This window comes from Cronobacter sp. HA18003, assembly GCF_011605905.1.
Taxonomy (GTDB): domain Bacteria; phylum Pseudomonadota; class Gammaproteobacteria; order Enterobacterales; family Enterobacteriaceae; genus Cronobacter; species Cronobacter sakazakii.
In genome coordinates this window covers 1-12,593 of sequence record NZ_JAANQO010000002.1, presented here as the reverse complement: position 1 = coordinate 12,593, position 12,593 = coordinate 1, and the positions used below count along the sequence as shown (strand labels likewise).

Annotated in this window: 12 protein-coding genes and 2 tRNA genes; 6 read left to right on the top strand and 8 right to left on the bottom strand. The window is 55.3% G+C overall.

The window, feature by feature from the left end:
* Positions 1-47 precede the first annotated feature (47 nt).
* Positions 48-629 (bottom strand): D-sedoheptulose 7-phosphate isomerase, encoded by a 582-nt coding sequence (gene lpcA, locus G6041_RS00225; protein WP_004385354.1) that lies wholly within the window; start codon positions 627-629, stop codon positions 48-50.
* A gap of 228 nt (positions 630-857) precedes the next feature.
* On the opposite strand from lpcA, the gene fadE reads away from it, so the two are divergent.
* Positions 858-3,302, top strand: coding sequence for an acyl-CoA dehydrogenase FadE (fadE, locus tag G6041_RS00220; RefSeq protein ID WP_084999358.1), 2,445 nt, complete (start codon positions 858-860; stop codon positions 3,300-3,302).
* Positions 3,303-3,407: 105 nt separating this feature from the next.
* On the top strand, positions 3,408-4,178 hold the full coding sequence (locus G6041_RS00215) for an amidohydrolase (RefSeq protein WP_041460745.1): 771 nt from the start codon (positions 3,408-3,410) through the stop codon (positions 4,176-4,178).
* 89 nt (positions 4,179-4,267) lie between these two features.
* Here G6041_RS00215 and G6041_RS00210 read toward each other — a convergent pair.
* Positions 4,268-4,344, bottom strand: a tRNA-Asp gene (locus tag G6041_RS00210).
* Between the two features lie 132 nt (positions 4,345-4,476).
* Complete coding sequence (gene dnaQ / locus G6041_RS00205) at positions 4,477-5,208, bottom strand: DNA polymerase III subunit epsilon (protein WP_007864609.1); 732 nt, start codon at positions 5,206-5,208, stop codon at positions 4,477-4,479.
* Here dnaQ and rnhA point away from each other — a divergent pair.
* Positions 5,162-5,737 carry a ribonuclease HI gene (gene rnhA, locus G6041_RS00200; RefSeq protein WP_161571848.1) on the top strand — a complete coding sequence of 192 codons (576 nt, stop codon included), beginning with the start codon at positions 5,162-5,164 and terminating at the stop codon, positions 5,735-5,737. The two genes, dnaQ and rnhA, sit on opposite strands and share 47 nt — an antisense overlap.
* Here rnhA and G6041_RS00195 read toward each other — a convergent pair.
* Positions 5,734-6,450, bottom strand: a complete 717-nt coding sequence (locus tag G6041_RS00195; protein ID WP_054628722.1) for a class I SAM-dependent methyltransferase — start codon at positions 6,448-6,450, stop codon at positions 5,734-5,736. The two genes, rnhA and G6041_RS00195, sit on opposite strands and share 4 nt — an antisense overlap.
* A gap of 32 nt (positions 6,451-6,482) precedes the next feature.
* Here G6041_RS00195 and gloB point away from each other — a divergent pair, with 32 nt between their 5' ends.
* Together gloB and mltD are read left to right on the top strand one after the other, a co-directional pair.
* Entirely contained in the window at positions 6,483-7,238 is a 756-nt protein-coding gene (gloB, locus tag G6041_RS00190) for a hydroxyacylglutathione hydrolase (protein ID WP_012125691.1), read from the top strand.
* Between the two features lie 71 nt (positions 7,239-7,309).
* Positions 7,310-8,683: a murein transglycosylase D gene (mltD, locus tag G6041_RS00185; RefSeq protein ID WP_004387418.1), complete on the top strand. Its 1,374-nt coding sequence runs from the start codon at positions 7,310-7,312 to the stop codon at positions 8,681-8,683.
* 61 nt (positions 8,684-8,744) lie between these two features.
* Here the strand turns inward: mltD and G6041_RS00180 are convergent, their stop codons facing one another.
* Together G6041_RS00180 and G6041_RS00175 are read right to left on the bottom strand one after the other, a co-directional pair.
* Positions 8,745-9,515, bottom strand: coding sequence for a class I SAM-dependent methyltransferase (locus G6041_RS00180; protein ID WP_041460606.1), 771 nt, complete (start codon positions 9,513-9,515; stop codon positions 8,745-8,747).
* A gap of 70 nt (positions 9,516-9,585) precedes the next feature.
* A complete protein-coding gene (locus G6041_RS00175) occupies positions 9,586-10,389 on the bottom strand; it encodes an endonuclease/exonuclease/phosphatase family protein (RefSeq protein ID WP_004387420.1) in 804 nt (267 codons plus the stop codon).
* 217 nt (positions 10,390-10,606) lie between these two features.
* On the opposite strand from G6041_RS00175, the gene yafC reads away from it, so the two are divergent.
* Positions 10,607-11,494 (top strand): DNA-binding transcriptional regulator YafC, encoded by an 888-nt coding sequence (gene yafC / locus G6041_RS00170; protein ID WP_012125694.1) that lies wholly within the window; start codon positions 10,607-10,609, stop codon positions 11,492-11,494.
* Between the two features lie 18 nt (positions 11,495-11,512).
* Here yafC and dkgB read toward each other — a convergent pair whose 3' ends face one another.
* Both dkgB and G6041_RS00160 read right to left on the bottom strand, forming a co-directional pair.
* Complete coding sequence (dkgB, locus tag G6041_RS00165; protein ID WP_012125695.1) at positions 11,513-12,316, bottom strand: 2,5-didehydrogluconate reductase DkgB; 804 nt, start codon at positions 12,314-12,316, stop codon at positions 11,513-11,515.
* Positions 12,317-12,467: 151 nt separating this feature from the next.
* Positions 12,468-12,544, bottom strand: a tRNA-Asp gene (locus tag G6041_RS00160).
* Positions 12,545-12,593 lie beyond the last annotated feature (49 nt).

Here is a 12,593-nt window from a genome sequence, read left to right as displayed (position 1 = left end):
ACTGGGGCATGCCGGACGTGCGTCGCGCGCCCGGCGACAGCGCCTTATCAGGCTTTGACCATCTCTTTTTCGATAAGCTGGATCAGGATGTGGATCACTTTGATATGAATTTCCTGAATACGATCAGCATAGCCGAAATGCGGTACGCGAATTTCCACATCCGCCGTTCCCGCCATTTTGCCACCATCTTTACCGGTCAGCGTGATGACTTTCATGCCTTTGGCGCGCGCAGCTTCGATCGCTTTGATCACGTTGCCGGAGTTGCCGGAGGTAGAAATGCCGAGCAGAACATCGCCTTCGCGCCCCACCGCTTCGACATAGCGGGAGAAGATGTGGTCGTAACCGAAGTCGTTGCCGACGCAGGAGATGTGGCTGACGTCGGAAATCGCGATCGCCGGGTAGCCCGGACGGTTTTCACGGTAGCGCCCGGTCAGCTCTTCGGCGAAGTGCATCGCGTCGCAGTGCGAGCCGCCGTTACCGCAGGAGAGCACTTTACCGCCCGCTTTAAAGCTGTCTGCCAGCAACACCGCCGCACGCTGGATAGCGTGAATATTGGCTTCATCTTTCAGAAAGTTAGCCAGCGTTTCGGCCGCTTCGTTCAGCTCGTTACGAATCAGATCCTGGTACATGAGGGATATCCTTCAGCATTAAAAAGTAACCGGATGCAGTGTACCGGATAGCGCCGGGAGCGAGAAGCGCTACACCGCGCCGGGCATACAGGTTTTGCGTTTACGTGCGGCAACAATGTGAGCCAGGTTGTAATTATTTTGTGAACGCATTGCTAAAAAAAGCAACATCCTCTACAACCATATCATCACAAGTGGTCAGACCTCCTACAAGCAAGGGAGCTTTTCTTTATGATGATCTTGAGTATCGTTGCCACCCTCGTTCTTATCGGTGCGCTGTTTTACCATCGCGTCAGCCTGCCGCTCAGCAGCCTGATTTTGCTCGCCTGGACCGCCGCGCTCGGCGCCGCTGGCCTCTGGTCGCTGTGGCTGCTGGTGCCGCTGGCGATCATTCTGGTGCCTCTCAACGTTACGCCGATGCGTAAATCGCTGATCTCCGCCCCGGTGTTCCGCGGCTTTCGTAAAGTGATGCCGCCGATGTCGCGCACGGAGAAAGAAGCGATCGACGCCGGGACGACCTGGTGGGAAGGCGATCTGTTCCGCGGCAACCCGGACTGGCAGAAGCTTCATAACTACCCGCAGCCGAAGCTGACCGCCGAAGAGCAGGCGTTTCTCGACGGCCCGGTGGAAGAAGCGTGCCGCATGGCGAACGACTTCCAGATAACCCACGAAATGGCGGATCTACCGCCGGAGCTGTGGGCATTTCTGAAAGAGCATCGCTTCTTCGCGATGATCATCAAAAAAGAGTACGGCGGTCTGGAGTTCTCGGCTTACGCGCAGTCCCGCGTGCTGCAAAAACTCGCTGGCGTCTCCGGCATTCTCGCCATCACCGTTGGCGTGCCGAACTCCCTCGGCCCCGGCGAATTGCTGCAACACTACGGCACCGACGCGCAGAAGAACCACTACCTGCCGCGCCTGGCGCGTGGCCAGGAAATCCCCTGCTTTGCACTCACCAGCCCGGAAGCGGGCTCTGACGCCGGTGCCATCCCGGATACCGGCGTGGTCTGCATGGGCGAGTGGCAGGGCGAGCAGGTGCTCGGCATGCGCCTTACCTGGAACAAGCGCTACATTACGCTCGCGCCTATCGCCACCGTACTGGGCCTCGCGTTTAAACTCTCTGACCCGGATCGCCTGCTGGGCGGCGAGCAGGAGCTCGGCATTACCTGTGCGCTGATCCCGACGAACACGCCGGGTGTGGAAATCGGCCGTCGCCACTTCCCGCTCAACGTGCCGTTCCAGAACGGCCCGACGCGCGGCAAAGATATCTTTGTCCCTATCGATTACATTATCGGCGGGCCGAAAATGGCCGGTCAGGGCTGGCGTATGCTGGTGGAATGCCTGTCGGTAGGCCGCGGCATTACGCTGCCGTCTAACTCGACCGGTAGCCTGAAGTCGATTGCGCTCGCCACCGGTGCGTATGCCCATATTCGCCGTCAGTTCAAAGTTTCTATCGGTAAGATGGAAGGGATTGAAGAGCCGCTGGCGCGTATCGCCGGTAATGCCTACGTGATGGACGCCGCGGCGTCGCTGATTACTTACGGCATCATGCTTGGCGAAAAACCGGCGGTCCTGTCGGCGATTGTGAAATATCACTGCACCCACCGCGGTCAGCAGTCCATTATTGACGCGATGGATATCGCAGGCGGTAAAGGCATTATGCTTGGCGAGGGCAACTTCCTGGCCCGCGCTTATCAGGGCGCGCCTATCGCGATTACGGTGGAAGGCGCGAATATCCTGACCCGCACCATGATGATCTTCGGCCAGGGCGCGATCCGCTGCCATCCGTATGTACTGGAAGAGATGGCGGCGGCGCAGAATAACGACGTGAACGCCTTCGATAAACTGCTGTTCCGCCATATCGGCCACGTGGGCAGCAACCTGGTGCGCAGCTTCTGGCTTGGCCTGACCAACGGCCTGACCAGCCGCAGCCCGACCCGAGACGCCACGCGCCGCTACTATCAGCATATCAACCGCCTGAGCGCGAGCCTGGTGCTGCTCTCCGACATGTCGATGGCGGTACTGGGCGGCAGCCTGAAGCGTCGCGAGCGTATCTCGGCGCGCCTGGGCGATGTGCTGAGCCAGCTCTATCTGGCCTCGGCAGTCCTCAAGCGCTATGACGACGAAGGCCGCCAGGAAGCGGATCTTCCGCTGGTGCACTGGGGCGTGCAGGATGCGCTGCATCAGGCCGAGCAGGCAATCAGCGATCTGCTGCGTAACTTCCCGAATGGCGCGGTGGCTGGCCTGTTGAGCCTGGCGATTTTCCCGGCGGGCCGCCGTTACGACGCGCCTTCCGATAAGCTCGACCACAAGCTTGCGAAGATCCTGCAAACGCCGTCGGCGACCCGTTCACGCATTGGTCGCGGTCAGTACCTGACGCCGAGCGAGCATAACCCGGTCGGGCTGCTGGAACAGGCGTTGCTGGAAGTGATGGCCGCCGATCCTATCCACCAGCGCATTTGCAAAGAGATGGGCAAAAACCTGCCGTTCACCCGTCTTGATGAGCTGGCGAAACGCGCGCTGAAAGAAGGCCGTATCAATGAAGATGAGGCCGCCATTCTTATCCGCGCCGAAGAGAGCCGTCTGCGCAGCATTAACGTAGACGATTTTGAGCCGGACGCGCTGGCGACACTGCCGGTAAAGTTGCCGGAAGCGGTACGTAAAGTCGAAGCAGCCTGATTCTGGCCTGTTAAAAACCCCGCTCCGGCGGGGTTTTTTATTGCCTCGCATCCTGTCGCGTGCATGATAAAGTGACCTGAGTTGCCAATGACGGGGAGTCTGAACGTGTCTGGTTTAAAAATTTCGCTGATGCAGCAGCCGCTGAGCTGGATGGACGGGCCCGCTAACCTGCGCCACTTCGACGTGCTGCTGGAGAAGGTCCAGGGACGGGATCTGATTGTGCTGCCGGAGATGTTTACCACGGGCTTTGCGATGGAAGCCGCGCAGTCGTCGCTGCCCGAAGAGACCGTCGTCGCCTGGATGCAGGAAAAAGCCCGCCAGACCGGCGCGATGGTGGCCGGCAGCGCGGCGTTGCAGAGCGAGCGCGGGCCGGTGAACCGTTTTTTACTGGTGGAGCCGCAGGGCGCGGTGCATCGCTACGATAAACGGCATCTGTTTCGCATGGCCGATGAGCATCAGCATTATGTGGCGGGCGACACGCGCCTGGTGGTGGCGTGGCGCGGCTGGCGCATTCTGCCGCTGGTCTGTTATGACCTGCGCTTCCCGGTGTGGTCGCGCAACCGCGACGATTACGACCTGGCGCTGTATGTGGCGAACTGGCCTGCTCCACGCGCCCTGCACTGGCAGGCGCTGCTGACCGCACGCGCTATCGAAAATCAGGCGTATGTCGCGGGCTGTAACCGCGTCGGCAGCGATGGTAACGGTCACCACTACCGCGGCGACAGCCGTATTATCAACCCGCAGGGCGACATCATCGCCGCCAGCGAGCCACACCAGGCAGTGCGTGTGGAAGCCGAATTGTCGCTGGAGTCGCTCAGAGAGTACCGCGAGAAATTCCCCGCCTGGCAGGATGCCGACCGTTTTACGCTTGAGTAAAACGCCATGGGTCGTTTGCGGCCCGCCTTTTTTCCTGACGCCGAAATGACGAAAGCCCGAACCATTGCTGATTCGGGCTTTCTGAATAGTGGCGGAACGGACGGGACTCGAACCCGCGACCCCCTGCGTGACAGGCAGGTATTCTAACCGACTGAACTACCGCTCCGCGTTGTGTTCCCTTGGGAACGGGGCGAATATTACGGGCTGGCCCCTGTGCCGTCAACGCTTTTTCTCACATTTTGAATCGTTTGCTTTAAAAATCGCCCGCCCGGCGATTTTGTCAGCGTTTTCAGTACAATCAGGCGCGCCAGAGGCAGCTGCCGCCCTTCTTCTGTACCAGATCGAGACGTGATTCATGCGCCGCCAGCTCTTCATCGCACGCCCGGACCACTTTCAGGCGCGACGCCTGGCGCACTACGCGCTGAATGCCGGTATCGCCCTGTTGCTGTTGTCCGTCACCTTCCATCGCGAACGCAATAGACGTCTGCCCGCCGGTCATCGCCAGATAGACATCTGCAAGAATCTGGGCATCGAGCAACGCCCCGTGCAGCGTACGTTTGGTGTTGTCTATTTCATAACGCGAGCATAACGCATCGAGGCTGTTGCGCTTGCCTGGGAACATCTTACGGGCCAGCGCCAGGCTGTCGGTAATTTTGCAGAACGTTTCGGTTTTCGGAATGCCGCGGTTGAGCATGCCGAATTCGTAATCCATAAAACCGATATCGAACGAAGCGTTATGAATAACCAACTCAGCGCCGCGGATGTAATCGAGAAAATCATCCACTACATCGCCGAAAACGGGCTTATTCATCAGGAACTCATCGGAAATCCCGTGAACCATAAAAGCTTCCGGGTCCACCAGCCGGTCGGGCTTGAGGTAGACGTGGAAGTTATTGCCGGTCAGGCGGCGGTTGATGACTTCAACCGCACCGATCTCAATAATGCGGTGCCCTTCATAATGGGCGCCTATCTGGTTCATACCGGTGGTTTCGGTATCCAGAACGATCTGTCGTGTAATAGCTGTGCTCATAGCGCTCGTTTATGTCAGACTTGGCTTTTTACTCACAGGAAGTCTACCAGAGATGCGTAAACAGGTAGAAATTTTCACCGATGGATCTTGTCTCGGCAACCCGGGACCTGGCGGCTATGGCGCTATCCTGCGCTATAAACAGCATGAGCGGACCTTCAGCGCTGGCTATCGCCTGACCACCAATAACCGTATGGAACTGATGGCGGCGATTGTGTCCCTTGAAGCGCTGCGCGAGCACTGCATTGTGACGCTCAGTACCGACAGCCAGTATGTCCGCCAGGGCATCACGCAGTGGATCCATAACTGGAAAAAACGCGGCTGGAAAACCGCCGAGAAGAAACCGGTAAAAAATGTCGATTTATGGCAGCGGCTGGATGCGGCGCTGAGCCAGCACGAAATCAAATGGGAGTGGGTGAAGGGCCATGCCGGTCACCCGGAAAACGAACGCTGCGACGAACTGGCCCGCGCAGCCGCAATGGCCCCGACGCTGGAAGATACCGGCTATCAGCCTGAAGCGACAGCCAGCTAAGGTTTACGGTACTGGCGCGTGGCGCCGACCGCCGGGCGCAGATGCGTGCGGGCGCGCGGCTTCATTAACGGGTTAATGGTCAGCGGGATGGTGCGCTTACGCGCTACCATCACCTGCAAACATCCGAGTGCCGGCAGATGCCTGGTCAGCATCTTTCCGCCCTGCCGACACCACGGCAATACCTGGCAACGGCTGTAATAGAGCAGCTCGAAATTAAGCAGCGATAGCCAGTCCATCTGGCGCATCATGGTAAACATGCGGCTATTTACGGGCGCACGTTTGCGCACAAACGGCAGAAGTTTGGCGGCCCCGAGCAGGCTGACGGGGTTGAATCCCGTCATAATCAGCCAGCCGTCGTCAATCAGCACGCGGTCCGCCTCATTAAGCAGACGGTGCGGATCGGGGCACCAGGGCAGCGTATGCGCCAGCAGACAGGCATCCACGGATTTCGCAGCAAACGGCAGATGCAGCGGATCGCACTTAACCTGTAATGCGTCGCCCTGTAAGGCGACATTGACCTGATGTGAAATCGCGCAGGCTTCGGTGTTTATCTCCGCGCTGAGATTGCCTATCTTAAGTAAATGAAAGCCATACATTTTCCCAAGCCAGGGCTGGAGTTCCCGCTCAAGCGTCGCGCGATAATGGTCGCCCCAGGAAAACGCATCCCAGTGGGCCGGAGCGCTGAGTGTCGCGGGTGTCCGTGCCGGTTTCATCACTACCTTCCGTAACGCATAAGAGGTGATTTATGAATCTTAACAGTATTCCTGCTTTCGAGGATAACTACATCTGGGTGTTGAATGATGATGAAGGAAAATGCCTGCTTGTCGACCCGGGCGAGGCGGAACCCGTTTTTCGCGCCCTTGAAGAAAACCAGTGGCAGCCGGTGGCAATCCTGCTTACGCATCATCATCACGATCATACGGGTGGCGTGAAAGCCTTAGTGGCGCGGTTCCCGGATATTACTGTGTACGGGCCGGAAGAGACCCGCAGCAAAGGCGCGCAGGTTGTAGTCAACGATGGGGAGAAGTTCAATATCCTTGGCTGCGAATTCCTTGCATTCTCTACGCCAGGTCACACTTTAGGACATTTCTCATATTTCAGTTTCCCTTATCTTTTCTGCGGCGACACAATGTTCTCTGCTGGCTGTGGTCGCCTGTTTGAAGGCACGCCCGCGCAGATGTACCAATCCTTCCAGAAAATAAACGCGCTGCCTGAAGATACCCTTATTTGCTGTGCGCATGAGTACACATTAAGCAATCTTAAGTTTTTAGTGGCTATTTTGCCGGACGATCCCGCTTTAACCCAATATTATCGAGAAGTTAATGAGTTACGTGCAAAAAATCAAAAAACACTACCCTCAATTCTTAAAAATGAGCGCCAAATAAATCTTTACCTGCGATTAGAAGACGATGATTTAATTGATAAAATTAATCCAGATCTTCGGTTGTCCACTCCTGAAGAGAGATTTGCATGGTTAAGGTCAAAGAAAGATAACTTCTAGAAATTCTTGCTTGTATTCGGGAAAGTTCGCCGTTATCATTGCTCGTCTTTTAAGCAACTATTGACACACACATGAAGGCAAAAGCGATCTTACTCGCCTCTGTCCTGCTTGTGGGGTGCCAGGCGTCTCAACATGACGGCGGCGTTCAACAGCATGCACAGAGCCTTTCTGCGGCTGGTCAAGGGGAAGCAGGAAAGTTCGCTGGTCGAGCGGCTTCTGCGCGTTGGATGGATGATGGAACTTTCCTCGCGCAAGATCAGGACCTGTGGACTTTCATTGGCGACGAGCTAAAGATGGGGATTCCGGAAAATGACCGGATCCGCGAACAAAAACTGAAGTACTTGAGTAATAAGAGCTATCTCCACGATGTAACTTTACGGGCAGAGCCGTATATGTACTGGATAGCCGGGCAGATTAAAAAACGTAATATGCCAATGGAACTGGTACTACTACCCATAGTGGAGAGCGCTTTTAACCCCCACGCGACATCTGGCGCGAATGCCGCAGGCATCTGGCAGATTGTCCCGAGCACGGGGCGGAATTATGGTTTAAAACAGACCCGAAATTATGACGCGCGTCGTGACGTGGTGGCCTCAACCACTGCCGCACTCAACATGATGCAACGTCTGAACCGGATGTTTGACGGCGACTGGCTACTCACTGTCGCGGCTTACAACAGCGGTGAAGGTCGTGTATTGAAGGCAATGAAAGCGAATAAAGCACGTGGCAAACCCACGGATTTTTGGTCGCTCTCACTGCCACAGGAAACCAAAATTTACGTGCCGAAAATGCTGGCGCTGAGTGACATACTCAAAAACAGCAAGCGGTATGGGGTGCGTTTACCAACAACGGATGAAAGCCGCGCGCTGGCACGCGTGAAGGTGAATAATCCGGTGGAAATGGAACAACTGGCGGAAATGGCCGGGATTTCAGTGAATAAACTGAAAACCTTCAATGCAGGCGTTAAGGGCTCGACCCTTGGCGTAAGCGGGCCGCAGTACGTGATGGTTCCACAGAAACATGCGCAGCAGTTGCGTACGTCTCTGGCCGCCGGTGAAATCGCTGCGGTTCAGCCGACTATGGTCGCAGACAATTCACTGTCTGCGCGGACGTATAAAGTCCGTTCTGGCGATACGCTTTCCGCTATTGCCGCACGGATGAACGTCAGCACCAAAGATTTGCAGCGCTGGAATAATCTGCGCGGCGCGAAACTGAAACCAGGCCAGACACTCTCTGTCGGCACGGTTAGCGGCGCGGGTGAACTGGCTAGCAATAACGACAGTATCACCTATAAAGTGCGTAAGGGCGATTCGCTCGCAAGCATTGCTAAGCGTCACGGCGTTAACATTAAGGATGTGTTGCGCTGGAACAGCGATACGGACAATCTGCAACCGGGCGATCAAATCACCCTGTTTGTGAAGAACAGTTCGACGCCAGATTCCTGACGACAAGCCTTATAAACAAGAAAGGCACCGATTCCCCCGGTGCCTTTTTCTTTATCTGGCGTTATGCCGCCTTGCTCGCCTCAATGATAATCGTATCACTGGTAAAAGATCCGTCCTCCTGCAGCGCGAAATAGCGTTGCACTTCTGCTGACGCACTTTGCTGATAAACCCGAATAGCCTGCGACAGCGTGTCGGGTGTACGCATTCGTGCGATCCAGCTGCCAAACTCCAGCGCCAGTTTGTCGGTACGCACATCCCGCGTGATAAGCCCGGCCTGATTGAACATCTGCAACCACTCGCCACTGGCATAGTTACGAACATGCGAGGTATCACGCAGCGCTTCGATCGTTTGCAGCCAGATATCCAGCACCGGATGGCCGGGCGAGAGAATATCCATCATGATCATCATGCCGCCGGGCTTCAGAACACGCTTTACCTCACGCAACGCCAGACCGACATCGTGCCAGTGGTGCGCCGAATAGCGGCTGATGACGATATCAAAACTCTCCGCCTCAAAAGGCAACGACTCGGCATAACCCTGACAGGTCGACAGATGCTTAAGCCCGCGTTCACGCGCCGCTTCTTTCACGACCGTGAGCATGGAAGAGGACAAGTCGTACGCTACCACTTCGCGTACCTGTTCCGCGGCCGTAAAGCTGGCATGCCCTGCCCCACAACCCAGATCGAGCAGGCGCGCCTGCGGGAATGCCGCCAGCCGCGCGCGCAGATGAACGAGATCGCGCCCTGTAGCATGCACCTGGCTGGTCAAATAGGCCTTCGCCTGGGAGCCAAACTGCTTTTCGACGTTGTCGTGATGAGAGTGTGTTGTCATTGTCATGTCCTTGCGTTGAGTAAAAGAAAGGGCAGGCGCAGGGTCTGCCCAACGGCAGACCTGACACACCTTACTTCTGCTCAGGTTTGCCGGGACTGAATTCGACGAGTAGCGGGTTGTGATCGGAGGCGCGCGTCACCAGGACGGAAGCTTCCTGTACGGCAAGACCGCGATAAAACACGAAATCGAGCGGGCGACCGAACGCACGACGGCGCTGGTCATCGGTAAAACGCACTTCACGCAGTGACATTTCACGCGCGAAGCGGTAAAGCGCATTCATCCTCGGGCGGCTCCAGGCGTTGAAATCACCTGCCATAATGACCGGGCCGCTGTGATGGCCGATCTGGTCGCCGATAGGGCCGAGTTGTTTACTGTAGACATCCACACCCAGGCTGAAATTGACGGCGTGAATGTTCACCACCATCAGTAAGCGGCCATCGGGCAGCGGATAGACCGTGACCAGCGCCGATTTAGAGAGACGCAGGATAGGCTCACGCTCACGCAGCGGGCAGCAATAGACCGGATGTGCGGCAGAGAGCGTCATCACGCCTGACGGGTGTTGCGGCAGCACAAAGGCAGGAACCTGATCCGCAGCCAGATAGTTGGTTGTCGCGAAGCGCACCAGCTCAGGCGTGGTCTGCGCCTCCTGTAATAAGACCAGATGCGCCTCTTTGCCGAAATTTTGCAGGACAGAAAGCCATTCAGCACGCTGTTGCTTGAAGATATTCCAGACCAGCACCCGGAGAGAGCCATCTCCGGGCAAGGGAGCGCCGGCGGGTAATGCCTTTCCTATACTCGCAAACGATCCTGGCGCCAGAATACGTTCTGCTGGCTGACCGGCGACATAGCGCATGGCATAAGTATTTTTTCGCACGTTTCGCTGCTAACCCCTGTAGATGTGTTCGCAAGATAAGCGACCTTTACCTGTTATAGGGATTTTAGCTCACGGATGCAATGGGCGGGATGAAAGCCGCGCGTGAGTGTCGTCGGTTATATCAGCGCATCAGTTCGTACATGGCGTGCTATAAAACGCTGTGGTTAAATAACCGAATTCTCTAAAATGCCATGCAAATTTTGCCTGTGGAGCAACAATGAAAGCCTCTTCTGATGAACTGATTATTTTTGTCGCTGTGGTAGAGAGCGGAAGTTTTAGCCGGGCGGCAGAACAGCTCAACCTCGCGAATTCAGCGGTCAGTCGCGCAGTGAAGAAGCTTGAGATGAAACTTGGTGTCAGCTTGCTTAATCGCACAACGCGCCAGCTGAGTCTGACAGAGGAAGGCGAACGATATTTTCGCCGCGTTCAGCAGGTGTTACAGGAGATGGCGGCAGCTGAAACCGAGCTGATGGAAAGCCGTCAGACGCCGCGCGGGCTGTTACGGATCGATGCCGCTACGCCTGTGATCCTTCATTTGCTGATACCGATGATCAAGCCCTTTCGCGAGCGCTATCCTGAAGTCGCGCTGTCGCTGGTTTCTTCCGAGACGTTTATCAACCTGATTGAGCGCAAAGTAGACGTAGCCATACGTGCGGGTACGCTGACGGATTCCAGCCTGCGCGCCAGACCGCTCTTTACCAGTTACCGGAAAATCGTTGCTGCTCCCGATTACCTTGAGCGTTATGGCGTGCCGAAAAATATATGCGAGCTCAACGATCATGTCTGTCTGGGTTTTACCGAACCCGTATCTTTGAACACCTGGCCGGTTGCCTGTGAAGATGGCCAGCTACTGGAAATTACGCCGGGAATGACTTCGAACAGCGGCGAAACGCTCAAGCAACTGTGCCTTACCGGTAATGGGATCGCGTGCTTATCTGACTTTATGATTGATAAAGAAATCGAACAGGGAAAACTTGTCGAGTTATTGGCGGAGTATAGATTGCCGGTAGAAATGCCCTTTAGTGCAGTCTATTACAGCGATCGGGCTGTGAGTACGCGAATCCGGACCTTCATTGATTTTCTGAGTGAATGGATAAAAAAATAGCCCCAACAGGGGCTAGTTTCAATCCCAGTCTGGTGCCAGGCCATCAGGACTCACCAGACGATCATTACGATCGAGAGCGGCGATAGCCGACATATCGTCAGCATTCAGCGTAAGCGACAAAGCGCCCAGATTACTTTGTAAATTCTCACGCTTCGTTGAGGACGGGATCACTGAATAGCCCAGTGCCATCGCCCAACTGAGGATGACCTGCGCAGGCGTAGCATTATGCTTCTGCGCGATTCGGATAATCGTTTCATCCTTGAGCGCGTTGCCATAGGCCAGCGTCATATAAGAAGTGATATGAATCCCCTGTGCCTGCGCCCATTCAACCACCTTACGGTTTTGCAGATAAGGCGACAGCTCAATCTGATTGGTTGCTATATTATTAATGCCCACGGCATCTATTGCTTGCTGCATCAGCGCAATCGTAAAGTTAGAGATACCAATCTCACGCGTCAGGCCCTGTGCTTTGGCTTCAAGCAATGCCTCCAGAGATTCTTGAACGCTTACAGCATTTCCTGGTGAAGGCCAGTGAATCAACGTGAGATCCACATAATCTGTCCGCAATTTCTGAAGGCTCTCTTTCAAACTTACGATCAGGCGATCTTTGCTCAGATTTTCAGTCCAAATTTTGGTGGTGATATATAGCTCATCGCGTGCCACGCCACTTTCTTTAATCGCCTGGCCTACTGCCGCTTCGTTATCGTAAATCTGTGCGGTATCGATGGCGCGATAGCCCACATCAAGAGCATCTTTTATCGATGCGATGACGACGTCATCTTTCAGACGGAACGTACCTAAACCGAATGCAGGAACTCTCATGTTTTACCTCTCTTCTGAATATAAAGAGATTATGAGAGGAATGATTGAGATGAAAAAGAGTAATAAAAGCAGGAGTTTTTTGTTTGATTCGCAATAATAATTATTAAGACGAAAAAAAGCCCTGAGTAAATACTCAGGGCTTCTTAATAAGTGGCGGAACGGACGGGACTCGAACCCGCGACCCCCTGCGTGACAGGCAGGTATTCTAACCGACTGAACTACCGCTCCACCGAATTTCTTCACACCACCGGATTATCGTTCCGGCTTACTGCTTAAT